Origin of the sequence: Acetobacter pasteurianus subsp. pasteurianus LMG 1262 = NBRC 106471, assembly GCF_000285275.1 — a bacterium.
In the GTDB taxonomy this organism is placed as follows: domain Bacteria; phylum Pseudomonadota; class Alphaproteobacteria; order Acetobacterales; family Acetobacteraceae; genus Acetobacter; species Acetobacter pasteurianus.
In genome coordinates, this window is record NZ_CADO01000067.1 from 165,667 (window position 1) to 190,103 (window position 24,437).

Here is a 24,437-nt window from a genome sequence, read left to right on the forward strand (position 1 = left end):
CATGACGCCAGACCCCATTCAGGAGCAGAACTCGCCTCTCATGCCCACCCCTTCCGTAGAGCCTGCCGCCGCGCAGCAGTCCGACATGACCATGCTGGCAACCCTAACGCCAGAAATGCTTTCTGCGTGTCTGACGCGGGAATTAAGAGACGCAACACCGGAAGATGCGGCTATTCCTGAACGTGATGATGCCGTTGCCATTTTCCGTCGGCATCTGGGGCGCTATCAGGCAGATATACGTAACCGGTTTGAGCGGCATGAGCTTAAAGGCGCTGGGGCAGCCAAAAAAATAGCTGTTTTTACCGATGTTATGGTGCGCGCCATTGTTGATCTGGCCGTGCGTGCCACCATTGGAGCAGGTATTGTAGAAAGCGGGGTGCTTCCCAGCTTTGCCATAGCCGCGACAGGTGGCTACGGGCGCGGGCTCTTGGCACCGTTCAGCGATATTGATCTGCTGTTTCTGGTGGCGGAAGAAAGTGCAGAGCGCGCACATCCGCTGATTGAATACGTGCTGTATTTTCTGTGGGATCTGGGTGTGAAGGTGGGGCATGCCACCCGCACCATCAATGAATGTATTGAAGAAGCTAAAAAAGACACCACAGTGCGCACCGCGCTGCTGGATGCACGTTTGTTGGCCGGGGATTCTGCCCTTTTTGCCACGTTTGAGGCCCGCTACATTCTGGCCTGTGTGGATGCAGGTGCCGCTGGTTTTATACATGACAAGCGCCGTGAACGTCTGGAACGTCACCGGCGGTTTGGTGATAGCCCATATCTGGTAGAGCCCAACATAAAGGAAGGGCGCGGGGGGCTGCGTGATCTGCAAACCCTGTATTGGATGTGCCGCAACACTTTTGGTACGCGCCACGTCAAAGACCTTCTGGCCCCAGAATTTATCTGGATGGGTTTGTTAACAGAGCAGGAAGCTGCACGCGCCCGCCGATCTTGGGACTTTTTGTGGACGGTGCGCCTACACCTGCACTACGTGGCGGGGCGTGCGGAAGAACGACTGACCTTTGATATGCAGCCCGTTATTGGTGCACGCATGGGGTATACCCGGCATGGGCGGCAAAATGGGGTGGAGCGCTTTATGCGCCATTACTTCCTGACAGCACGGGAAGTCATGCGGTTAACCCATGTTCTGGAACCCGCAGTACTGCGGCAGGCCCAGGGGCCAGTTGCTAACGCTGCCAAGCCAGATGAAGCCATGCGGCAAGCCGGATTTACTCTGCTAGATGGGCAGATTTTGCCTGATCGTGGCGTAAGTTTCGATCAGGAACCCATTAAAATGATGCAGATTCTGGATTGGGCGCGTGTGCGCCGCCGTCCGCTGCATCCGTTGGCCCGGCATCAGCTTATCCGGTGGGAACGCAGGGCCACCAGTCTGCGGGATAATCCGGAAGCTTCTCGCATTTTCCTTGATCTGTTGTGCGGTGATGAGTCCGTGGTGGAGCAAAAGCCACGTCGCCGCCCCGCAACGGCTGCTGTGCCGTCTGTAGTGGAAGAAAGTGGTCTGTCTTACTCTGCGGCCTATGGGGAATATCCGCCCGCAGGACATGCACATTGGCTGCACATTCTGAACGAAACCGGCATTTTTGGCCGCCTGATTCCAGATTGGGCGCGTATTGTCGGGCAGATGCAGTTTGATACGTACCATGTGTTTACTGTGGATGAGCACACCATAGAAGCCGTGCGTATTCTGGATGAAGTGGCTTCTGGCCGCATGGCGGATGAAATCCCCATTGCTTACGAACTGGTAAAAGGGCTGCATTCCAAACGGGCGTTGTATATGTCCGTTCTACTGCACGATGTTGCCAAAGGGCGGGGTGGGGACCACTCCGAAATTGGGGCGGAAATTGCGGCTGAACTCTGCCCGCGTCTTGGTATGTCGGGCGAAGAAACAGAAACTGTTTCATGGTTGGTGCTGCATCATCTGTTGCTCAGCCATACGGCGTTCCAGCGCGATATTGATGACCCCAAGACCATTCTGGATGTAGCAAACATAGTGCAGTCTCCAGAACGGCTGCGTTTGCTGCTACTGCTGACTATTGTGGATATGCGTGCCGTAAGTTCCCGCGTGTGGAACGCATGGAAGGCCACGCTGCTGCGTGAGTTGTATGTGCGTGTGGCAGAAGTTCTGGCTGGTGGTCTGGCTACTACGGAACGAGATGTGCGTGTGCGCCATGCCAAGGAAATTACAGCCGATATTCTGACAGAAGAAGGTGTTCCTCAAAAAGATATCGAACGCTTTTTGGGGCTGGGCTACGCTGGTTACTGGCTCTCCTTCGATTATGAGACACATCGCCGCCACGCACGGCTTATTCGTGCGGCAGATGCCAAGGATGCACCGCTTACAGTAGAAGTGCTGCCTCTGCCTGCCCGTGGGGTTACGGAAGTGACCATTTACACGGTGGACGTGCCGGGCCTGTTTTCCAAAATAGCAGGGGCCTTGGCATTGGCCGGAGCTTCCATTGTGGATGCGCGCATTCATACCATGACACACGGTATGGCGCTGGATACGTTCTGGATTCAGGATACCTCCGGCCAAGCGTATGAAGAAACGCACAAGCTTGCCCGTCTGGCATCGCTGATCGAGCAGGGGCTAAGCGGCCATATTGATATTAGTGAAGAAATTGCGCGAGCCGGATTTGGGCACATGCCCATGCGCATGCGCGCCATTCATGTGCCGCCGCGCGTGGTGATAGATAATGGAATTTCCAACACCTACACCGTTATCGAAATCAATGGGCGCGATCGTCCCGGCCTGCTGCATGATGTAACGGCCGCCATGAGCCGTGAAAACCTGCAAATTGCCTCTGCCCACATCACCACCTATGGCGTGCGGGCAGTGGACGTTTTTTATGTGAAGGACCTGTTTGGTCTGAAAATCACGGATAAAAAACGTTTGGAGGAAATCCGTGAGCGCTTGCTGGCCGGGCTAAAGGAAGCAGAAGCCGAGGCCAGCGCTTGTGCAGATGCGCGCTATTCAGCCTGAAATATCAGGCTGAAACAGGATGATGGCCGGGGCTGGCTGCGGAAAGACCGTGGTTAAGCCCCGCCCGTAGCTGCTGGCCTGCGGGTGTGTGGGTATCTATCAGGCCGTGGCGCAGGAACAGATCAATCAGCACCAGATTGACGTTGAATTTAAATTCATCCGTATCCCGCACAATCTGAAACACTTTAGCCAATGGCAGCAGGGCGAAGGATTCCACTTCGCCATCAGCGGCTTCTGGCTCAAAGTTTTCTGGCAGATAAAGATCATAACAGACAAGAATATCTCGTCTGAGCCCTTCAGGCCGCTCCATGGCGTAAACCAGATGCCCGGTTTCCTGCGCCTGAGCCGCAAGATCATGAGGGATACTGGCTTCTTCCGCTGCTTCCTTGATCAAGGCTTCACGTGGTGTGTGGCCAGCAGGTACGCCGCCAGCTACCAGATGGTCCAGTTTGGAGGGGTCCAGCCGCTTGTTTGCGGCACGACGGCCTGTCCATAGGTGCAGGCCATCTGCTTTGCGCACCAACCCGTTCATGTGCACGCCTGTGGCAACCAGCCCAAAAAGAGGCAAAGCACCGCGGTCAATGCGGGCAATGGCGGGTTCCCCAACGTCTGTTCGCACATCAAACAGCTCGTGGTGGGAGCGGTAAAAACCTTCCTGCGCCAAAGCTTCACCCAAAGCTTCCAGTTTGCTTGGGTCTGGCAGGTTAAAGCTGGTTGCACGGTTGCCCAGACCTTCTTTTTCCAGCCTGTCAAACAGTTCTGGCGTAATCCATCCGGCAACTTTGCCAGCCAGAGAAAAAGGGGCACGTTTGCCAGGAATGATAGCAGTGTTGCACTGCTTGAGATGCCGAAGAAAAGGCGTGATGTCGGAAGACATGGAAACAAAATCCTGTTGAACTGTGCCTAGCGTGTCTGGGGTTGTTATCGGGTGTGGCAAAGGCGGTGGCAAGGTGTGGCGGGGTTGCAAAATGCGCCCAGCATGGCACATGCGGGTTATGCCACCACGTCGCGCGGCTGCCGGGCCGCTCAAAAAGCCGGTTTCCATAACACTTTCGCGTTTGCTGCCATATTTGTGGCCACAGGAAAATCGTGCCCTGCGTTGGCGCGTTGTGCTGGTTCTTGTGGTCATGCTTGGGGGTGAGCTGGCCACACTGGGCATTCCGCTGGTTTATAGCCGTGTGGTGGATCGGTTTACGCACCCGCATTCGCTGGCTATGGCGCCTGCGGCTTTGATTCTTTGTTACGGATTGGTACGGCTGGTTTCTGCAGCCCTTACCAATTTGCGAGATGCGTTATTCGCACCAGTTCGGTTCCGGGTGGCAAGGCAGGCGGCTTACCGCAGTTTTGAGCACATGCATGCGCTTTCCTTGCGCTTTCATCTGGATCGCCGCACCGGAGGGGTCACACGCGCTATTGAGCGTGGCACAGAGGCGGTGGAAACGCTGCTGCGGATGATCATGTCCATTTCTCCCACCATCTTGCAGGCAGCACTGGTGATGGCGGTGATCTGGCGTGTTTTCAACTGGCAGTATGTGGCGCTTATGGCGCTGATGATTGCAGCCTATATTCTGTTTACCGTGCGGTTTACATCTTGGCGGCTCGGAATCCGGCGCGAGATGAATGAAACCAACAGCGAGGCCACAGGCAAAGCACTAGACAGCTTGCTGAACTACGAAACCGTAAAATATTTTGGGAACGAGAAGCACGAAGCCCAAAGGTATGACAGCGCCCAGGCGCGTTATGAACAGGCTGCAAAAAAAACCCAGTATTCCTTGGGTTTCCTCAACTTTGGGCAGGCTGCCATTATTGCCCTGTCTCTTACAGCCATAATGCTGCTGGGTGGGCATGATATTGAGGCCGGACGCATTACGGTTGGCGAGTTCGTTATGGTCAACACGTATCTGCTGCAACTTTATGGACCACTGAATTTTCTGGGTTCCGTTTATTCTGCCATTCGTACCGCATTGGTTGATCTTGAGCACATGCTGGGACTGACGGAGGAAGAAGTGGAAGTGGCAGATCCTGCGCATCCTCTCTCCATTGCCACACGATTGCAGGTTTCTGCACCAGCGCGCGTGGCGTTCAGAGATGTGCATTTTGGATACCGGCCCGAGCGTGAAATTTTGCACGGTATCAGCTTTGAGGTGGAGCCGGGGCGCAAGGTTGCCATTGTGGGTACCACAGGGGCAGGGAAGTCCACTATCAGCCGGTTGCTGTTCCGATTTTACGATGTGTGGTCGGGTGCTGTGCTGGTGGATGGGCACGATGTGCGTGATTACCGGCAGGCAGATTTGCGTGCGGCCATTGGTGTGGTGCCGCAGGATACCGTGCTGTTTAACGAGAGCATTGGCTACAACATTGCCTATGGGCGGCTGGGGGCTACCCCGGCAGAGGTGCAGCACGCGGCCCAACTGGCGCAGATACATGATTTTATCATGTCCTTGCCTGAAGGGTATGAAACACAGGTGGGTGAGCGCGGGTTAAAACTTTCTGGCGGAGAAAAGCAGCGTGTGGCCATTGCCCGCACGATTTTGAAAGACCCACGCGTTCTTGTGCTTGACGAGGCCACGAGTGCGTTAGACACACATACTGAAAAAGAAATACAGGCAGCGCTTAAAACGGTTTCAGCACGCCGCACAACGCTTGTTATCGCCCATCGTTTATCCACCATTGTGGATGCAGACGAAATTTTGGTTATGGCCAAGGGGCATATTGTTGAGCGCGGCACGCATGCAGCCCTGCTGGCCCAGAATGCGGTGTATGCATCCATGTGGGCCGCTCAGGGGGGAGAAAGCGGGCAGGAGACGTGATAAAAGGCGTAGGCCTGCTGGTAAGGCTTGGCTGTGTCTGACGAATCGCGCGCCTGCAGATGATGTGGGCCGCAGAAAAATGAAGGATCAAAAGAGATGACCGAAACAGCAGGGCAGACTCCCGAAGCAGGCCCGAACATGGATGTGCCCGAAGATCTGGCGCGGTGCGATATGGTCATTCAGCACGCTATTGAGCATCTGCGGAATGAAAAATATCCTCCGCTGGCAGTGGCCTCCGCTCTTCTGGGTAATTCTGTAGGTATTCTTGCCCAGATTATGGACAAGGATACCGTTTTGCGCATTCTCGACTCAGCCGCCCAGAGCGTTCGATCAGGCGAAGTACATGCGTCTGTTCGGGCACAGACCGGGCAGGAAAACGAGAAAGCCTGAGCACAACCCTTGACTGAAAGCCGTGGCTAAGCCATAAGCCGCGCCAATCCTGAATGTGGTCGCCGGGCGCTTGTCTCGGCCCTCTGTTCCTATTTTGTATAAGACAAGGATGAGACAATGTCCCGTCGTTGCCAGATTACCGGCAAAGGTGTGCTGACCGGAAACAACGTCAGCCACGCTAACAACAAATCCCGCCGTCGCTTCCTGCCTAACCTGCAGGATGCTTCCTTGGTTTCTGAAACTCTGGGTTCTGCCGTGCGTATGCGCGTAAGTGCCCGTGGCCTGCGCACCATTGAACACAATGGCGGTCTGGATGCATTCCTGCTGAGCACGCCTAACCGCAAACTTCCTGAAGAAGCACAGGTCATCAAGCGCCGCGTTCTGCGCGCTCAGGCCAAAAAACAGGCAGCCGCAGGCGCCTGATTCAGGGGTTTACCTTATTCAGTGGAGCCGGCTCTATTCACTTCGTGGGGTAGGGCCGGTTTCTGCGGTGTAGATGTCTGGCAAGGTGTCAGGCATCGTCGTCTATCGGCCGGTTTCCGGCAGCCGGGTTTCCTGAAGATTTTAACATCACAGGTGCCAATACGGTGCACGGCGGCCACAGGCGCGAAGGGATTCCCATTCGCGCCTGACCTGTTTTCTGGAGGTTTTCGTGTCCGCCACATCCGATCTGTCCAAGATTCGTAATATCGGTATTACCGCGCATATTGACGCAGGTAAGACGACCACGACCGAACGTATGCTGTACTACACCGGCGTGTCCCATAAAATTGGTGAAGTGCACGAAGGTAACACCACGACTGACTACATGGCTCAGGAACGTGAACGTGGTATTACCATTACGTCCGCTGCCGTGACCTGTGAATGGGCAGGCCACCGTATCAACATTATTGATACGCCCGGACATATCGACTTCAACATCGAAGTGAACCGCTCCCTGCGCGTGCTCGATGGGGCCGTGTTCATTATTGAAGGTGTGGCTGGTGTGCAGCCGCAGTCCGAAACCAACTGGCGTCTGGCAGACCGCTACAAGGTGCCTCGGATCATCTTCATCAACAAGCTGGACCGTACCGGTGCAGACTTCTACCGCGCATTTGATACGCTGAAAGAAAAGCTGGATATCGTTGCTATCCCGCTGCAGCTGCCAATTGGCGCAGAAGACAAGTTTGTTGGTGTTGTCGACCTGGTGGAAATGAAGGCCATCGTCTGGGAAGGCGGTGAACTTGGCGCGAAGTTCCATGACGAAGAAATTCCGGCTGACCTGAAGGAAAAGGCTGCAGAAGCACGCCAGAACCTGCTGGATACGGCTCTGGCTGTTGATGATGCAGCCATGGAAGAATACTTCGAAAAGGGTGACGTTTCTGTTGAAACCCTGAAGCGCTGCATCAAGAAGGGCGCCATTTCCGGTGAATTCCGTCCGGTTCTGTGTGGCACGGCGTTTAAGAACAAGGGCGTGCAGCCTCTGCTCGATGCCATCATCGACTACCTGCCGGCTCCGAATGACGTTGAAGGTATTCGTTGCGCTCCGCCGGAAGGTGAAGAAGAAGACGAAAAAAACCAGCCCATCATTCCGGTTGACCCCAATGGTAAGTTCGCTGGTCTGGCCTTTAAGATCATCAACGATAAGTACGGTACGCTAACCTTTGTGCGCGTTTATCGTGGCGTGCTCAAAACCGGTGATACGGTTCTGAACACCACCAAGGGCCACAAGGAACGTATCGGCCGTATCTATCAGATGCATGCTGACAAGCGTGAAGAACTGACAGAAGTGCACGCTGGTGATATTGCTGCGTTTGTGGGCCTGAAAGACTCCCAGACAGGTGATACGCTGGCAGATCCGGCAGATCCGGTTGTTCTGGAACGTATGTCCTTCCCTGTTCCGGTTATCGACATCTCCGTCGAACCGAAAACAAAGGACGCAGTGGAAAAGATGACACTGGCCCTGCAGAAGCTGGCTGGTGAAGATCCCTCCCTGCAACTCAAGACCGATCAGGAAACAGGCCAGACCATTCTGTCCGGCATGGGTGAACTGCATCTGGACATCATTATCGACCGTCTGCGTCGTGAATATGGTGTGGATGCAAACGTGGGCGCACCGCAGGTGGCATACCGTGAAACCATCACGCAGCCGCATACGGAAACCTACACCCATAAAAAGCAGTCTGGTGGTTCCGGTCAGTTCGCTGAAGTGAAGATCGAGTTCCAGCCGGTTGAACGTAACGAAGGCATCCTGTTCGAAAACAAGGTTGTTGGTGGTGCTGTTCCCAGAGAATACATCCCGGCAGTTGAAAAGGGTATTCGCGTTCAGTCTTCCACAGGTGTGCTGGCAGGCTTCCCGACAGTGGACTTCAAGTTCACGCTGCTTGACGGTAAGTACCATGACGTTGACTCGTCTGCTCTGGCGTTTGAAATCGCCGGTAAGGCCTGTTTCCGTGAAGGTATGAAAAAAGCTGGTCCGGTTATTCTGGAACCGATCATGGACGTGGAAATCACCACCCCGAACGATCACGTTGGTGACGTGGTGGGTGACCTGAACCGTCGTCGTGGCATGATCCAGAGCCAGGAAACCTCCGGTTCCACCGTTATGGTTCGTGCTTATGTGCCGCTGAAAGAAATGTTCGGTTACATTTCTCATCTGCGTTCCATGACGAAGGGCCGTGCTTCCTTCACCATGCAGTTCCATCACTACGATCCGGTGCCGCGCAACGTTGCTGAAGAAATCATGGCTCAGTCCAAGTAATTTCAGCCGTTTTTCGGTTTCGGAATATAAAGGCCGCTCCCTGCAAAGGGGGCGGCTTTTTTATTGTGCAAAACCAGATTACGTTGCGTGCGCTAAATACAAAGCGGCATGTTACGGCATAACCCGAGTATTTGTGATGGCGCAGAAAAGAAACGGAAAGACAAGCAAGATGCCAAAGCTGTTTGAATGTGCAACCGATGAGACAGCGCAGAAAACACGGGTAAACCGGCGTGCGCTTATGCAGCTTGCGCTGGGGGGCATGGCATCGGGCCTTGTTGGGCATAAAGCTTTTGCACAAGCGCCTTCATTGGCTTTTGCCTCTTCTTCCGTAGATAAAATGCCGCCCATCAACGGGGTATATGATTGGCGTGCTCTGCCTCCCACACCGTTGGCGCTGGAAGCTGAAAGTGGTGGCTTGCCGGTTGATACGGGCATGGTGCCGGCACAGGGCAAGGCCCAATTATATTACGCATCGGTCGGGGAAGGTGTGCCCGTCATGCTGCTGCATGATGGTTTGGCAAACTCCAATTATATGGGAGATCTTGCCCGTGCACTGTTGCGCGCCAGGTGCCGTGTGATTGTTGTGGATATGCGCGGGCATGGGCGCAGCACAATGGGCGCTTTGCCCTTGGGGTATGATCTGCTGGCCGATGATGTGCTGACAGTTATGGCGTTCCTGCACCTCCGGCGCGTCGCCTTGGTAGGGTGGGGTGATGGTGCCGTGCAGGCGCTGGATGTTGGTATGCGGCACCCCAGTAGTGTCAGCCGGATATTTGCGTTTGCACCGTGGAGCACTCCAGATGGTCTGCTCTCTCGTGCAGGGGATATCCCTGCTTACAAATCCTTTATGGAAAGAACGCGGCAGGAATACAGGCAGCTTTCCTCTACGCCGCATCGGTTTGGAGATATGGAAGCCGCAGTGCAGGCCATGCGTGGCAGGCAACCTAACTGGACAGATGCAGATCTTATGCGGGTAACAGCACCGCTATGGGTTGCTGCTGCCGATCATGATGGTGTTGTGGGGCGTGTTCAGGCCGAGCATATGGCCGCTACGGTAGAAGGGGCGGGGCTTTTGGTGTTGCCCAATACCAGCCACTTTGCCTTTTTGCAGAATCCGCAGCTATTTACGTTGGCAGTAGAAAGCTTTTTGGGCGGACGGTAAACCATATGGGGCTGCCGTTAAGGCAGCCCCTTTCCGGCCAAAGGGCCCTCAGCCAAAAGCGCCAATATTGTGCATGATGGCGACGCTGATTTCACGAATAAGTTCAAACATCCGTTGCATGGGTACAAAGATGTCTCTGTGCTCTCGCTCGTAAATACCTTCTTCGCGCGGGCCACGTGGTTCATGAAAATCAAGGTTGGTTGGGCCCGTGCCGGTGGGGAAGATATGCTCAAGTTCTTCCAACACTGCCGGAATATCCAGACACAGTATGTGCTGCATCATGACATCATGGTTAAAGCCGCCACGTGGCATGAAGAAGGGTACACGGCATGCCAGCAGCCATATCTGCTCAATAAGCATAATACGAATGGCGTGCAGAAGCCGGATCTGTGGTTCCGTGCGCGGTGCATGTTCCCACGCTTCTCTCAACGCAAGATGGTCGGCCTGAATACGGCGGAACATGGTGAGCAGTTCGGCAGAGAGATCAAGCTTTTCCAGATCCTGCATCAGGGAGAGAAAAGCCTTCCGGCGTGCTGGCGTTTTTTCCTCTGTGGCGCGGTCGAGCCAGAAGCCGGGGTCTAGCAAACAGACAACGCTTTTCAGCACCTTATCATCCGAGCAGGTCAGGCCATGCTGGGCAAAATCCAGAGCACGATGAAAGCGCGGGCTGGATGTGCGGAATGTTTCAAAGGTTTCCGGGTGGCGGTGTACGGCTGCCCCCAAGCCCTGCAAGGTGTTGGCGCACCATCCGAGCTGCTGAAGAATTGCGTTGTTAGGGATGGCGCGGAGCTGACTGGGGTGGGTAATGCGCTTGTGGGTGGCACTTTCTGCACTTTGGCGAGCAGGGGGACGAGAACCGGTTCTATCAATAAGTGATGGCCCAAAAGCCCCCAGCAGCGCGGCATAACCGGGGTCTTCCACCAGTTTTTTCATGCCCTCGCTAATGCTGGAGAAGAAATCAGCCGAAAAATCAGGCTGATCATAAATGGGGTCTTCTTCCTGCCGTAAGGGCAGAAATAGGTTTTCCGCAATAGTGGCCAGCGTAGCGCCTGCCAGTTCTGGCGTGCCAAAAAGCAGATAACCATCACCACCCTGAAAAGCCGTTTCCTCACGGCAGGCAATGCCGGTGGTTTTAAACCGTGCACGCACATGCGGCGGAGAAAGGTAATCCAGCCGATCCGCCATACGGAAGGGGTGCGCGCCGCGACCAATGCTTTCACCGTGCGTATCAAAAAACACCACGGTGATATCCTGCATGTCCCACCGCACCAGCAGATCATGAATACGCAGGCGCAGGCGCTCTATCAGATACGTTGCCGCCAATTGGCCAACATATCGGCCAGAATCGGAATATCCAAACTGGAAGCAGATACGGCCAATACGGCGGATATAGGCACGCCATGCGGGAGAGCGCAGGGCTTCTTCCACAATGTGCTCACCGTTCATGAGCGCATCTTCGGTTTCAAACAGCGGCGAGATTTCAATTTTATCCGCCACACCAAAGCAGGAGGCCACCCACAGGGCCGAGAGCAATGTGTAACCGGTTTCTGTTTCTGCAATCAGGAAACGAACAGGTGTATCGGAATCGATAAATTTGACCATTTGCGCAATGGTCATCATCAGCCGTCCAGCACTGGAGGGATCGCTCAGCAGCGCGCCAAAGTCCACAGGAACAGGTGTTACAGCTTCCAGCGCTTCGTTAATCTGGTTCAACAATGCCCGACGATGTGCCGGATTGTTGGGGTCATCCAGCAGGTTTAGCTTCTGGCGAACGAAGTTGTGTATCTGGGAGGCATTAAGCCGCACATGCGTATGCGCAAGCCCCAGCCCATGCGCCAGAAAACCCGCCCGGGCAACAGCCAGTGGAATGCGTGCGGAAGGCGGCGCGGTATTGATGGCGGCCTCAAGCAGGCCATCCAATTCTGCTGCATGTGTGAGTGCTGTGTCGCGCTGAGAAACCAGAAGTTTTGCAAAATGGGCTACAGCCTGGGCATCACTTGGGCCAGCAGGAACAGCGCTAATCTGTTCCTTTACGCAGGCAATGGCGCGTTGCAACTTTTCTGTTAGCTCTGGGGCCAGCAAGCCCTCGTGCATGATCTGGCTTTCCAACCGCATCAGTTGGAACAGCTTCATGCGCAAGCGTAGGCGTAGGGTGTCCCACCAGCCAATATCAGTGCGGCCATCGGTATCATAGCCAACCCAACTGGTTGCAATAACCGGGCAGGGCTTCAGGCTTGTCCATTCCTGCGGCCAACGTGTGGCGGCTTCTTCCAGCAGGGCAGTGGCCAGCAGATCCATGGCATCCCGCGCACGGGTTATGGCTTGCGCGGCCAGTGTAAATTCTTCTTCCAGCGTGGGTGGAGCAGCGCGTCTGTGCGTTTCAAAAAACGGTGCTTCCTGCGGGGGAATGGCTTGAGATGCACTTTCTGCCAAAGCCGCATACACAGGGTTGCTCAGGGCAAACGTGGGGTGCGCAGTAAAGACCGCAGCAAACTGAATGGCGGAGATGCGTGCCTGATACTCTGCAAAAGAACCAGTAGGGCATGCTTCGGCTATCGCACGTGCAACATTGCGGAACTTCTCTTTAGTGGCTTCCGTTGTCGCGCCACCTACGTAGCGATGCAGCTTACGGGCGCGCGTCAGAAAGGCTTCATCGCGCAGCTTTTGCACAAGGCTTGTAATATCTGTTTGCGAGATTTCCTCGCGGCTCAAAGCTTCTCCAAGTCGGAGCGCAATGCCCATTACAGGATTTGTGCCTTCAGCTGCTGTGCCAGCATCTGGGTGCGCAGTAGCGGACGCAAGGATACTGTCCAAACGGGAAGGAGAAGATGTGTTATCCATAGTCATAAGGGCGTCCTGAAGGTTCCTGTAATAAAACAGTTATAAAGCCGGAATGAATCGAAATAACAACGAAATAGCTTGAAAAGAGTGATGAACAACTTTTCACGTCTATGTTTTGTATGCAACCAGCTCACGCACTCTTGGGGGTGTTTGCGCACAGTGCTATTGAGTGGGTCATGACATCTCATCCTCATCAGGACGCGGATTTCGCTGCCCGCCAGACACTGCGGCGATATAAGAATGCAGCTACAGGGCTGGTTGGCCTTATGGCTGGGGTAACGGTGCTGGGTTACGCAGCACCAGCCGCCGGATGGGTGAGGGATGGATTCTGGCTTGAAATGCTGCGGGCTGGTGCGCGGGCTGGCGTTGTAGGCGGTCTGGCAGACTGGTTTGCCGTGGTGGCGCTGTTTCGTCGGCCTATGGGGCTGCCTATTCCGCACACTGCTATTTTACCTGCACAAAAGGATAGACTTGGCCGGGCACTGGGGCGGTTTGTTGCAGGGCAGGTGTTTACCCAAAAGGAAGTTGAGCGCGTATTGGGGCAGGTAGACCTTCCTGCTTTTATGGCGGATATGCTGGATGATCCCGGCACGCGGGATGCCTTGGTAAAATCCATAACACGCTCTTTGCCCCAGATGCTGGACAGGCTGGAAGATGGTCGCGCCAGCAACGCGGTTGCTCGGGTTATGCCCAAGCTGTTGGGGGGCAGTAATCTGGCGCCTATTATTGCGCGCGCCCTGCGTAGCCTTGTGGATGATGACAAGCATCAGGAAGTGCTCTCCTTCCTGCTTGAGCAGATCAAGGACGCGCTACAATCCAAGGAAGGCGCATTGCGCCAGATGATTGAAGAACGCGTGCGTGAACAGGGTGGGCGTTTACTGGGGTGGGCCATAGGCGGTTCCATCGCCACCAAGGTTCTGTTGGCAGCGGCCAAGGAGCTTGAGCGAATCGACCCACAGAACTCCAGCATCCGTGAAGGCTTTACCAGTTGGGTGCGTGGTCAGATTGACCGCATAGAAACGGACCCGGAAAAGGGCAAAGAGTTTTCCCAAACCATTATGGGCGTGCTCTCCCATGAAAGTGTTGTGGGCTGGTGGGGAGATATCTGGCAGCGCTTCCGCCGCATGGTGGAAGCGGATGTGGAAGATCCGGAAGGTCGCATTGCATCGGTAGTGCAGGATGCACTTGAACGCATGGCTGCCCAGATGCGCTATGATCAGAACATGCGGCAACGGATTATGGATAGCGTGAACCGCACTGTTCTGAAGATGCTGCCATTCCTGCGTGAGCGTATGGCGGAGTTTATTTCCCGCGTGGTTTCAAGCTGGAATGCTGTTGAAATAGCTGAAAAACTGGAACTTCGGGTTGGTAAGGATCTGCAGTTTATCCGGTTTAATGGTACCCTTGTTGGGTTTGGTGTGGGGGCGCTGCTTTTTGCCGTGTTACGGCTTCTGTTCGGGCTGAACGCCCAGTAGGGCGGTCGATCACGTTTGCGCTGGATGCTTTTGTGCGCTTGTTTTGGGTTGACGCAAGGGCAGTGTGTCGCCATGTATCCGAAACAGGACCGCTCAGGTCTTTAATTGGGTCAAGGGCAGATAATGCTGAAACTTTCCCGCCTGGCGGATTATGCAATCGTCATCTTGGTGAAACTGGGTGAACAGGAAGGCGTTGTTACGTCTCCAACACTTGCAGCCATTACAGGGGTGCCAGAGCCAACAGTGGCCAAGGTGCTTAAAGTGTTGTCTGCACATGGTTTTGTGCTTTCCCAGCGCGGGGCAAAGGGCGGGTATCGCCTTGCCAGACCGTTGGTAGATATTTCTGTAGCCAGTGTTATTACAGCCGTGGATGGCAAGATTGCGCTAACAGCCTGTGTAGATGGCGGAGAGTGTGATACCGGCGTGTCGTGCGGTCTGTGTGGCAGCTGGGATACCATCAATCAGGCCATACGAACCACGTTGGAGGGCATTTCCTTGGAAAGCATGCGCAGCAAGGCATCGTGTTTTTCAAACATGCCACGATCCAATACGCAGCCCAGCGCTGCTATGCCACGTGAGGGGATCTGAACCATGCCGGCAGTTACTGAAACCCGCGAAGCGGTCGAAAAGCTCGGCCAGTCCACCTACAAGTGGGGCTTTGAAACAGATATTCAGATGGACCTCGCCCCGAAAGGGTTGAATGAGGACATCGTACGCCTGATTTCTGCGCGTAAGAACGAACCAGAATGGCTTCTGGAATGGCGGCTGACGGCATTCCGCAAATGGCAGTCCATGAAGGAGCCTACGTGGGCCAAGGTTTCTTACCCGCCGATTGATTATCAGGATGCGCATTACTACGCCGCTCCGCGCAAGAAAGAAGGCCCGAAATCTCTGGATGAGGTTGATCCGGAACTTCTGAAAACCTACGAAAAACTGGGTATTCCCCTGCATGAGCAGGCTCTGCTGGCTGGTGTGGAATTGCCTGAAGGTGAAACAGCGCGTCCGCCAGTTGCCGTAGATGCGGTGTTTGACAGTGTTTCCGTTGTCACCACCTTCCGCAAAACGCTGGAAGAAGCGGGCGTGATCTTCTGCCCGATTTCTGAGGCCGTGCAGGAACACCCAGAACTGGTGCGGAAATATCTCGGCAGTGTGGTGCCGGTGGCAGATAACTTCTACGCCGCACTGAACTCTGCCGTGTTTACTGATGGTTCCTTTGTCTACGTGCCTAAAGGGGTGCGTTGCCCAATGGAGCTTTCCACCTACTTCCGTATCAACGCGCGCAACACAGGGCAGTTTGAACGCACCCTGATTGTGGTGGAAGATGGGGCTTCCGTTTCCTATCTGGAAGGCTGCACAGCCCCCATGCGGGATGAAAACCAGCTTCACGCGGCCGTGGTGGAACTGGTGGCAATGGAAGATGCCTCCATCAAATACTCCACAGTGCAGAACTGGTACCCCGGTGATTCCGAAGGGCGTGGCGGTATCTACAACTTTGTGACCAAGCGTGGCGCATGCCGTGGGGCCCGCTCCAAAATTTCCTGGACACAGGTGGAAACAGGTTCTGCCATTACATGGAAGTATCCATCCTGCATTCTGCAGGGTGATGGATCTGTGGGTGAATTCTACTCCGTGGCTGTTACCAATAACTGCCAGCAGGCAGATACAGGCACGAAGATGATCCACATCGGGCGCAATACCCGTTCCACCATCATTGCCAAAACGATCAGCGCAGGGCGGTCAGACAGCACATATCGTGGTCTGGTGCGCGTGCAACCCAAGGCTTCTGGCGCACGTAACTTTACCCAGTGCGATAGTTTGCTGATTGGCGATGAATGCGGCGCGCATACTGTGCCGTATATCGAAAGCCGGAACATGGCAGCGCGTATTGAGCACGAAGCCACAACATCCAAGATTTCAGAAGATCAGCTTTTTTATTGTCGCCAGCGCGGCCTGTCTGAAGAAGACGCGGTTGGGCTGATTGTAAATGGTTTCTGCCGGGATGTTCTTAAGGAACTGCCCATGGAATTTGCTGTGGAAGCACAGAAGCTGTTGCAGATCAGCCTTGAAGGCAGCGTAGGTTAAGGGAGTACAGAACATGAGCCAGTTTTTGGAAATTTCCGGTCTGTGCGCCCGGATTGATGCCGATGGGCAGGAAAAGCAGATCCTCCGCGGTGTGGATCTTACCATTCCGCCGGGTGAAGTGCATGCCATTATGGGGCCAAACGGGTGCGGCAAATCCACCCTTTCCTATGTTCTGGCCGGGCGTGAGGATTATGAGGTCACGGCTGGGTCCGTCACTTTCAAGGGGCAGGATCTGCTGGCTATGGAGCCAGAAGAGCGTGCTGCGGCTGGCCTGTTTCTGGCATTCCAGTCTCCTATCGAATTGCCGGGTGTAAATAATGCCAACTTCCTGCGTACGGCGGTCAACGCAGTGCGCCGCGCCCGTGGGCTGGAAGAGCTGGATGCTGTTGCGTTCCTGAAAATGGCGCGTGAGGCAGCCAAGTCTCTCTCCATGGCGCCGGATATGCTCAAGCGTAACGTCAATGTCGGTTTCTCAGGCGGTGAAAAGAAGCGCAATGAAGTGTTGCAGATGACACTTCTTCAGCCTTCTTTCGCCATTCTGGATGAAACCGATAGCGGGCTGGACGTGGATGCCCTGCGTATTGTGGCGGAGGGGGTGAACCGTCTGCGCTCACCAGATTTCTCTGCTCTGGTTATTACACATCATCAGAAGCTGCTGGATTATCTGGTGCCAGACCGCATTCACGTTATGGCCAAAGGGCGGATCATTTTGTCTGGTGGGCCAGAACTGGCCAAGAGAATTGATCAGGAAGGCTACACCAAATTTCTGGCGGAGGCGGCGTGAACGCGATCAGCAAAGATATGAGCGGCCCTCTGTCTTCGTTCGCGCAACGCCTGAACGATGTTGAGGGGGCAGAGCGGCAAGCAGCCATTGGCGCACTGCTCAGAACCGGCCTGCCAGATAGGCATGTAGAGGCATGGAAATATACCAGCCTGCGCCCGTTGTCGGCACAGGAATTTCAGGCTCCGCCCGCGCAATATGATGCAGCTCAGGCGAAAAGCCTGCTGGATAATCTGCTCAGCCAGCATGATGCCGTGCAGGCTCTGCCGCGCATTGTGTTTGTAAATGGCCGGTTTGTGAAAGACCTCAGCCTTCTGCCTGAAGGTGTGGATGTTTCCTTTTTCAGCCAGAACAGTCTGACCTCAGATGTGCAGGCCAGCCCGGACAGAGATCCTCTGGTCGCACTGAACACGGCTTTGGTGGATGATGGGGCTATATTGCATGTTGCCAAGGGTGCGGATGCAGGGCGTGTGCTCCTGATCTCCTTGGGTGTTGCCGGGGATACTGCCATTTCTTTCCATCCACGCCATAGCGTGGTGCTGGAAGAAGGGGCGCATCTTGCCTTGCTGTCACTCAGCGCAGGCGTTGGGCCGTATTTCCATAACCCGGTTACGGAAGTAACGGTGGGAGAAAGCGCTAAGCTGTACCATACCACTTTGCAGACCGAAGGTCCGCAGGCCATAGCGCTGGCAACAACCTATGTGCAGGTTGCTGGGCATGGCGTTTACAATAGCTTTGCCCTTGGTTTGGGGAGTTTGCTGTCCCGGCATGAAGTGCATGCACGGTTGAATGCGCCCCATGCTCAGTTGCATGTAAATGGTGCGCAAAACCTTGCTGAACATCAGGTAGGGGATATTACCAGCGTCATCACCCATGCCGCTTCGGACTGCATTTCCCGCCAGACTGTACGGAATGTGCTGGATGGTCATGCGCGGGGTGTTTTCCAAGGTAAGGTGCTGGTTGAGCAGGTTGCCCAGAAAACCGATGGCTACCAGATGAATCAGGCGCTTCTGCTTTCTGAAAACGCAGAAATTGATGCAAAGCCTGAGCTTGAAATCTACGCGGATGACGTGCGTTGCAGCCACGGGGCAACAGTGGGTGCGTTGGATGATGACCAACTGTTTTATATGCGCAGCCGTGGTGTGCCAGAGGCACAGGCCCGCCATATCTTGATTGCAGCGTTTCTGGATGAAGCTCTTTCTCTGATTGAAGATGAAACGGCGCAGGAATATTGCCGCGCCATGCTGGCAATCCGTTTTTCTGCTGAAAGGAAGGCCGCGTAATGTCTCATCCTTCTATTACAGATACATCCGGGCTGGATCTGGCTGCTATTCGTAAGCAGTTTCCTATTCTGTCCGAAAAAGTGCACGATCGTCCGCTGGTGTTTCTGGATAGCGCTGCTTCGGCTCAAAAGCCGGATGCCGTTATCAACGCCATGGTGCACACCATGCATCATCAGTATGCCAATATTCACCGCGGCCTGTATTGGCTGAGTGAACGTGCGACTGAGGCCTATGAAGCTGTAAGGGATCAGGTTGCGGGCTTTCTGAACGCACCGTCGCGGGAAGAAATTGTTTTCACCCGTAATAGCACAGAAGCCATCAATCTGGTTGCGTATTCCTTTGGTTCACTGCTTACGCCGGGGCAGGCTGTGGTTATTTCCGAAATGGAACACCACGCCAATCTGGTGCCATGGCAGATGCTGCGTGACCGCATGGGCATTGAGTTGCGCATAGCCCCGATTACCGATGCCGGTGATCTGGATATGGAAGCGTTCGGCCAGCTTTTGTCTGATGGCAAAGTGGCGCTTGTTGCCATCACCCATATGTCCAACGTGCTGGGCACCATTACACCTGCGCGCCAAATTGCCGATATGGCGCATGCTGCTGGTGCTCTGGTGCTGTTTGATGGGAGCCAGGCAGTCGTCCATCATCGGACAGATGTGCAGGCTCTGGGGGCAGATTTTTACACCTTTACCGGGCACAAGCTGTATGGCCCAACCGGTATTGGCGTTTTATGGGCGCGGCGTGCACTGCTGGAAGATATGCCGCCGTTCATGGGTGGGGGAGATATGATCTCCACCGTGACGTTTGAAAAATCCACATGGGCCAATGTTCCGCACAAGTTTGAAGCGGGCACCCCTGCAATTGTTGAAGCTATTGGCTTGGGCGCTGCCATTGAATGGGTGGAAAAGTTTGGTTTTGATGCCATTGCGGCGCACGAACAGGCTTTGACCAGTTATGCGCTCCAGCGTCTGGCGACCGTTCCGGGGCTGAATGTTGTTGGGCAACCCAAAGAGCGTGGGGGAGTTATTTCCTTCACCATGGCAGATGTGCACCCGCACGATATTGCCACTTTGCTGGACCGTAACGGTATTGCCGTGCGTGCAGGCCATCATTGTGCAGAACCGCTTATGCGGCGTTTGGGGCTAACAGCCACCGCACGCGCCAGCTTTGGTATTTATACCTTGCAGGAAGAAATAGATGTGCTGGCCGATACGTTGGTGCGTATCCGGGAATTTTTTGTGTGACACAAACCGTGCCGGATTCTGATGCCCTGTATGACCGTGTGATTATGGAGCGTGCACGCGCTCCACAATATGCGGGTAAGCTGGAAGCACCTTCTGTGCAGGGCGAAGGCAAAAACCCCATGTGTGGGGACAAAACACGGGTGGATATCGCGCTAGATGCAACCCATATCCAAAGTGTGCGCCACACCACACGAGGGTGCGCCATCTGCGCAGCAGCAGCTGATTTAATGGCGCAACAGGTTTCTGGTTTAGATGTTGCGCAAGCTGTCAGCCTGTCTGGTCGGTTTTCTGCCATGCTGGTGGGGGAGGCTTCTCCTGCAGCACCGGCAGATACTTCATTAGGGCCGTTAGAGGTTTTCCAGCCTCTGCGGTCTCACAAGGCACGGATACGATGTGCCGAACTGCCTTGGATTGCGTTAAAGGAGGCGCTTTCTCATGCCGACGTCTGAAGACGTGCATGCTCCCGTTCTGCCAGAGGTAGAAAAGGAAGCTAAAACAGCAGAGGCTTCTGCCGATGTGCTGCATGCTGATCATGCGCCTGCCGGAGATGAAGCCGGAAAAGTAGAAAGCTGGACACCGGATGAAGGGGCAGAACAATCTGCCAAGCTTCCGGCTGCCGGTGCTGTTTCGGAAGATGCGGTGATTGAGGCGATTGCCACAGTGCATGACCCGGAAATTCCGGTAAACATTTACGAACTCGGCCTGATTTACGCGATTGATCTGTATGATGATGGCCGCGTACGTATTGAAATGACACTGACAGCCCCCAACTGCCCCAGCGCGCAGGAACTGCCTGTGCAGGTAAAGGAAGCAGTGGAAAAAGTGCCGGGCGTGAAATCTGCCGAAGTAGAAGTGGTGTGGGATCCGCCGTGGGATATGTCGCGTATGAGTGATGAAGCCCGTCTTGCGCTGAACATGTTCTGAACCGCAAACTCAGGTGAGGGTATAAAATGTCTCAGAAAACGGCTGCGGCTCCCATAAAGCGGGAGCTTCCTCCTCTTATGCGGGTGTCCCAGGCTGCGGCAGATCGGTTGCAGCATTTGTATGCCACGGCACATGCGGGCCAGTTGCTGCGTATTTCTGTAAGCACCAAAGGCTGCTCCGGCAAAGCATATGACATGCAGTTTGTAGATGCACCGGGCGCAGGGGACGAGGTGGTGAAAGACCACGGCGTAACTCTGTTGGTAGATCGCAAAGCTACGCTTTACCTGATTGGGTCTGAAATGGATTATCAGGAAGGTGATCTGGAAGCAGGATTTGTGTTTGCCAACCCTAACGAGAAAGGCCGTTGCGGCTGCGGCGAGAGCTTTCACGTTTAAAGCTGCAAATAGCTTCAATTTCTGCAGACCATAAAAACTGGTCAATTACGGTTACATTTTCCACCGTATATCCGGCTTTGGCCAGCAGGCTTGCATCCTGCGCCAAGGCTGCCGGGTTACAGCTTACGTACACAATGTGGTTAGGTAACCCTTGCGCAATCTGGCGCATTTGCAGCTTTGCCCCTGCATGTGGAGGATCCAGCACAACCACAGCAGAAGCTGCTATTTCCTTGGCCAGAACAGGCTGATGGTTCAGATCTCGGCAGAATGGGCTGATACGTGTGCCGCCAGTTGCCTTTTTTAGAGCCTCTAGGGCAGGAGCATAACCTTCGTAAGCATTTACGCGGGCATGTTCTGCCAATGGAAAGGTAAGGGTGCCACAACCGGCATAAAGCTCGGTGATAATATCCCGACGGTTCAGCTTGGTTGGCAGGCTTTTGACAACGGCTTCCTGAATATATTGTTCGCTCTCACGCGTTGCCTGAAAAAAAGTTCCGGCTGGCGGCGCAATTTGGTGGGAAGCGATTGTCTGAACAACAGAGCCCGATTGTGCAGCAACTTCCGGCAACCCTGTATCTTTAATCTGCTGCCAGCTTATACGCGGAATATGCTGTTCTGTAGCCAATTGCGCCAAACGGACGCGATCTGGCGCAGTCAGTGGTCCATCTGTTTGCAGCAGAACATCCAGCCCGGAATCCAGCAGATTGATATGCAAATTGGCTTCGCGCCGAATGGCATTTAAGCTGCGGAGCGTGGCCCGAAAAGCGGGCAGGGCAGCCACAATATCGGGGTGCAGCACAACGCAGGTAGTAAGATCCGTAACCTCATGGCTGTTGCGTGCATGAAGCCCAATCATAATGCCATCAGGCTGACGTCTTACTGCCAGATCTGCTCTACGGCGTGAATGCGGCTGTACCTGTTTGGCAGAAAATGCCGGAAGGTTACTAAAACCGGCCTTTTGCAAAGCGTGTTGAACGGTAGCCACTTTCCACTGCAAAATAGCAGCGGGCTTTACGTGTTGAAGCGTACAACCACCACAGTGTTCGAACAGAGAACAGGGCGGTATTTGCCGGTCTGGTGAAGGCTGAAGCACTTCAGCAAGCTGCCATTTTCCCTCTGAATCTTTCGTCAGACGGATATGCTCACCAGCAAGGGTTTCTGGAATGTAGGCTATGCGCCCATCTGGCGTACGCACGGCACCATCGCCCTGCGTTGCCAGATAAAGAACGTCCGTATCGTAGGTTTCAGTCACAGACGTGTTCAGGACTGTACGTCTGCACTGCGTTCAGCAACAGCATCTGCTCCTGGTGAGGCCGGCCTTACAGAACTCCGCCGAGGCAGCAGCATGAATGCTGGCACCATATCGCCAAAACCCTGTACGTCGCCACCAGGTGCAGGAGGGATTTCATCCCGCTGATGGCGTGTATTACGCGTAGGCTGACGTTCTGGGCGTGCGGCCTGCTGGGGCTTGGCTTCTGGCTGCTGTTCACGCGGCGTGGGCACTGCATTTTCACGCTCCCGCTGCGGTGTGCGGGGTTTCCGTGTGCGGCCTGCTGGTGGCCGTTTTTCATCAGACCATTCAAGCTGCTTCACGCCATCCAGCGCCATGCGCGGAATTTCTTTGCCCGTCAGCTTTTCAATGGCTTCTGCCAGCGCTTTATCGTACGGCGTTGCAATGCTGTAGGCGTGGCCTTCACGCCCTGCGCGGCCAGTACGTCCGATTCGGTGCACGTAGTCTTCTGCATGGAAAGGCAGATCGAAATTGAAGACGTGGGAAAGGCCGCCAATATCAATGCCGCGTGCAGCCACATCGGAGCACACAAGCACTTTCAATTCATCGTTCTTGAACTTTTCCAGAGTGGAAAAGCGCACGGACTGAGGCAGATCACCATGCAACGCAGCGGCAGAAAAGCCATGCTTCACGAGTGATTTGGTGAGAATATCAACATCACGCTTACGATTGCAGAACACGATAGCATTCTGCAGCGCCGGATCTTTCAGCAGCTGACGGAGCGTTTCGCGCTTGCTGTATTCATCCACCACCACAATGCCAGTTGTAATGGTTGTGGCGACAGAAGACTGCCGCGCAACCGTAATTTCCTTGGGAGAATGCAGGAATGCATCTGCCAGTTTACGGATGGTGGGTGCCATGGTGGCGGAAAACAGCAGTGTCTGCCGGTTAGGTGGCAACAGCCCGACAATTTTTTCAATATCAGGAATGAAGCCCATATCCAGCATACGGTCAGCTTCATCAATCACCAGAATACCAGTGTGGTTCAGCATCAAGCCGCCGCGTTCAAACAGATCAAGCAGGCGGCCGGGGGTGGCAATCAGCACATCCACGCCACGGTTCAGCACTTCCTTCTGATCCGCCATGCTTTCCCCGCCAATCAGCAGAGCATGGTTGAGCTTGAGGTATTTGCCGTAATTCACAAAGTTTTCAGCAACCTGCAACGCCAGTTCACGCGTGGGTTCCAGAATAAGGGAACGTGGCATACGTGCCCGTGCCCGCGAATCGGACAGAATCTCCAGCATGGGCAGTGTAAAGGACGCAGTTTTACCTGTTCCCGTTTGTGCAACGCCCATAACATCCCGCGCCATCAGAATGGCCGGAATGGCTTGTTCCTGAATAGGAGTGGGGTGTGTGTAGCCCATGTCCGAAATGGCACGCAAAATCGGCTCGGACAGTTCCAAGTCAGCAAATGTGACGGAATTGGTATCTTCTGTTGATTCAACCGCAATTTCGGCTGTTTTTTCAGCAGATGCCGGTTCAGGGGCTGCCGTTTCTTCAGCTTCGGCCTTCGGAGCAGCCTGCTTTTCAGGAGGCTGCTTAGGCGCAACTTCAGGGGCTTGCTCAACAACTTCAACAGCAGAAGCTGTGGCTGCTACGGGAGCAGGCGTTTCAGCTTCTGGCGTTGCTTCTGCCTTTTGTGGCGCAGCTGCTGGTTCTTCAGCTTTTTCCACCTTCTCAGCTTTTGGCTTCCGGCGTCTTACAACACGTTTTTTAGGGGCAGGTTTTGCCTCAGCTACAACTGCTTTTTCAGCAGGAGCTTCAGTTGCTGCGCCCGTATCTTCCGTGGCATCTGCGGCGCTCACAGGGGCAGGGGTAGCCGTTTTTTTGCGGCTACGTGTTGTTGTCTTGCGGGGGGAGGCGGGCGTTTTAGCTGTCAATCTGCTCTCGGAACCGTAGGTCTGTCTGTTGTCAGCACTGGCTGAAGAGCCTGCCCGTATCGGGGTGCCTCAACTAAAGTGACTGAGGCACCGATTCACGTATCTACCCGGTCAGGCGTTAGTTCCGATAAAGCTGTTTTGGCC

Annotated in this window: 19 protein-coding genes; 15 read left to right on the forward strand and 4 right to left on the reverse strand. The window is 54.6% G+C overall.

Annotated features, from left to right (window positions below; genetic code table 11):
- The first annotated feature begins 1 nt into the window (after window position 1).
- The gene (locus APA10_RS10540; RefSeq protein WP_003629877.1) at window positions 2–2,992 is read left to right on the forward strand and encodes a [protein-PII] uridylyltransferase; all 2,991 of its coding nucleotides are present in this window, start codon (window positions 2–4) and stop codon (window positions 2,990–2,992) included.
- 4 nt (window positions 2,993–2,996) lie between these two features.
- On the opposite strand, the gene APA10_RS10545 is transcribed toward APA10_RS10540, so the two are convergent.
- Window positions 2,997–3,869: an NUDIX hydrolase gene (locus tag APA10_RS10545; RefSeq protein WP_003629875.1), complete on the reverse strand. Its 873-nt coding sequence runs from the start codon at window positions 3,867–3,869 to the stop codon at window positions 2,997–2,999.
- A 181-nt stretch (window positions 3,870–4,050) separates the two neighbouring features.
- Here APA10_RS10545 and APA10_RS10550 point away from each other — a divergent pair, with 181 nt between their 5' ends.
- The 5 genes from APA10_RS10550 to APA10_RS10570 all read left to right on the forward strand — a co-directional run bounded on the left by APA10_RS10550 (window position 4,051) and on the right by APA10_RS10570 (window position 10,094).
- The gene (locus tag APA10_RS10550) at window positions 4,051–5,802 is read left to right on the forward strand and encodes an ABCB family ABC transporter ATP-binding protein/permease (protein ID WP_174714337.1); all 1,752 of its coding nucleotides are present in this window, start codon (window positions 4,051–4,053) and stop codon (window positions 5,800–5,802) included.
- 96 nt (window positions 5,803–5,898) lie between these two features.
- Window positions 5,899–6,192 carry a hypothetical protein gene (locus APA10_RS10555; protein WP_003624084.1) on the forward strand — a complete coding sequence of 98 codons (294 nt, stop codon included), beginning with the start codon at window positions 5,899–5,901 and terminating at the stop codon, window positions 6,190–6,192.
- Window positions 6,193–6,309: 117 nt separating this feature from the next.
- Window positions 6,310–6,615, forward strand: a complete 306-nt coding sequence (gene rpmB, locus APA10_RS10560; RefSeq protein ID WP_003624085.1) for a 50S ribosomal protein L28 — start codon at window positions 6,310–6,312, stop codon at window positions 6,613–6,615.
- 229 nt (window positions 6,616–6,844) lie between these two features.
- Window positions 6,845–8,932 (forward strand): elongation factor G, encoded by a 2,088-nt coding sequence (gene fusA / locus APA10_RS10565; protein WP_014456963.1) that lies wholly within the window; start codon window positions 6,845–6,847, stop codon window positions 8,930–8,932.
- Window positions 8,933–9,068: 136 nt separating this feature from the next.
- Window positions 9,069–10,094 carry an alpha/beta fold hydrolase gene (locus APA10_RS10570; RefSeq protein ID WP_035365870.1) on the forward strand — a complete coding sequence of 342 codons (1,026 nt, stop codon included), beginning with the start codon at window positions 9,069–9,071 and terminating at the stop codon, window positions 10,092–10,094.
- Window positions 10,095–10,142: 48 nt separating this feature from the next.
- On the opposite strand, the gene APA10_RS10575 is transcribed toward APA10_RS10570, so the two are convergent.
- A complete protein-coding gene (locus APA10_RS10575) occupies window positions 10,143–12,941 on the reverse strand; it encodes a phosphoenolpyruvate carboxylase (RefSeq protein WP_035365868.1) in 2,799 nt (932 codons plus the stop codon).
- Between the two features lie 104 nt (window positions 12,942–13,045).
- Between APA10_RS10575 and APA10_RS10580 the strand changes: the two genes are divergently transcribed.
- The 9 genes from APA10_RS10580 (at window position 13,046) to APA10_RS10620 (ending at window position 21,122) form a co-directional block, all read left to right on the forward strand.
- Window positions 13,046–14,410, forward strand: coding sequence for a DUF445 domain-containing protein (locus APA10_RS10580; RefSeq protein WP_014456960.1), 1,365 nt, complete (start codon window positions 13,046–13,048; stop codon window positions 14,408–14,410).
- Between the two features lie 123 nt (window positions 14,411–14,533).
- Window positions 14,534–14,998 (forward strand): SUF system Fe-S cluster assembly regulator, encoded by a 465-nt coding sequence (locus APA10_RS10585; protein ID WP_003629868.1) that lies wholly within the window; start codon window positions 14,534–14,536, stop codon window positions 14,996–14,998.
- A gap of 3 nt (window positions 14,999–15,001) precedes the next feature.
- On the forward strand, window positions 15,002–16,492 hold the full coding sequence (gene sufB / locus APA10_RS10590; protein ID WP_003624092.1) for a Fe-S cluster assembly protein SufB: 1,491 nt from the start codon (window positions 15,002–15,004) through the stop codon (window positions 16,490–16,492).
- Between the two features lie 13 nt (window positions 16,493–16,505).
- On the forward strand, window positions 16,506–17,276 hold the full coding sequence (gene sufC, locus APA10_RS10595; RefSeq protein WP_003624093.1) for a Fe-S cluster assembly ATPase SufC: 771 nt from the start codon (window positions 16,506–16,508) through the stop codon (window positions 17,274–17,276).
- Between the two features lie 17 nt (window positions 17,277–17,293).
- The gene (gene sufD / locus APA10_RS10600; RefSeq protein ID WP_174714335.1) at window positions 17,294–18,556 is read left to right on the forward strand and encodes a Fe-S cluster assembly protein SufD; all 1,263 of its coding nucleotides are present in this window, start codon (window positions 17,294–17,296) and stop codon (window positions 18,554–18,556) included.
- Window positions 18,556–19,803 (forward strand): aminotransferase class V-fold PLP-dependent enzyme, encoded by a 1,248-nt coding sequence (locus tag APA10_RS10605; protein ID WP_003624095.1) that lies wholly within the window; start codon window positions 18,556–18,558, stop codon window positions 19,801–19,803. The genes sufD and APA10_RS10605 overlap by 1 nt, the downstream gene beginning before the upstream one ends.
- A complete protein-coding gene (gene sufU, locus APA10_RS10610) occupies window positions 19,800–20,252 on the forward strand; it encodes a Fe-S cluster assembly sulfur transfer protein SufU (protein WP_003629866.1) in 453 nt (150 codons plus the stop codon). Before APA10_RS10605 ends, sufU begins: the two co-directional genes overlap by 4 nt.
- Window positions 20,239–20,727, forward strand: coding sequence for an SUF system Fe-S cluster assembly protein (locus APA10_RS10615; RefSeq protein WP_003629865.1), 489 nt, complete (start codon window positions 20,239–20,241; stop codon window positions 20,725–20,727). The genes sufU and APA10_RS10615 overlap by 14 nt, the downstream gene beginning before the upstream one ends.
- A 26-nt stretch (window positions 20,728–20,753) precedes the next feature.
- Complete coding sequence (locus APA10_RS10620; RefSeq protein WP_003624099.1) at window positions 20,754–21,122, forward strand: HesB/IscA family protein; 369 nt, start codon at window positions 20,754–20,756, stop codon at window positions 21,120–21,122.
- Here APA10_RS10620 and APA10_RS10625 read toward each other — a convergent pair.
- On the reverse strand, window positions 21,076–22,374 hold the full coding sequence (locus APA10_RS10625) for a class I SAM-dependent RNA methyltransferase (protein ID WP_003629864.1): 1,299 nt from the start codon (window positions 22,372–22,374) through the stop codon (window positions 21,076–21,078). The genes APA10_RS10620 and APA10_RS10625 overlap by 47 nt on opposite strands.
- Before the next feature lie 8 nt (window positions 22,375–22,382).
- Entirely contained in the window at window positions 22,383–24,293 is a 1,911-nt protein-coding gene (locus APA10_RS10630) for a DEAD/DEAH box helicase (RefSeq protein ID WP_003629863.1), read from the reverse strand.
- Window positions 24,294–24,437 lie beyond the last annotated feature (144 nt).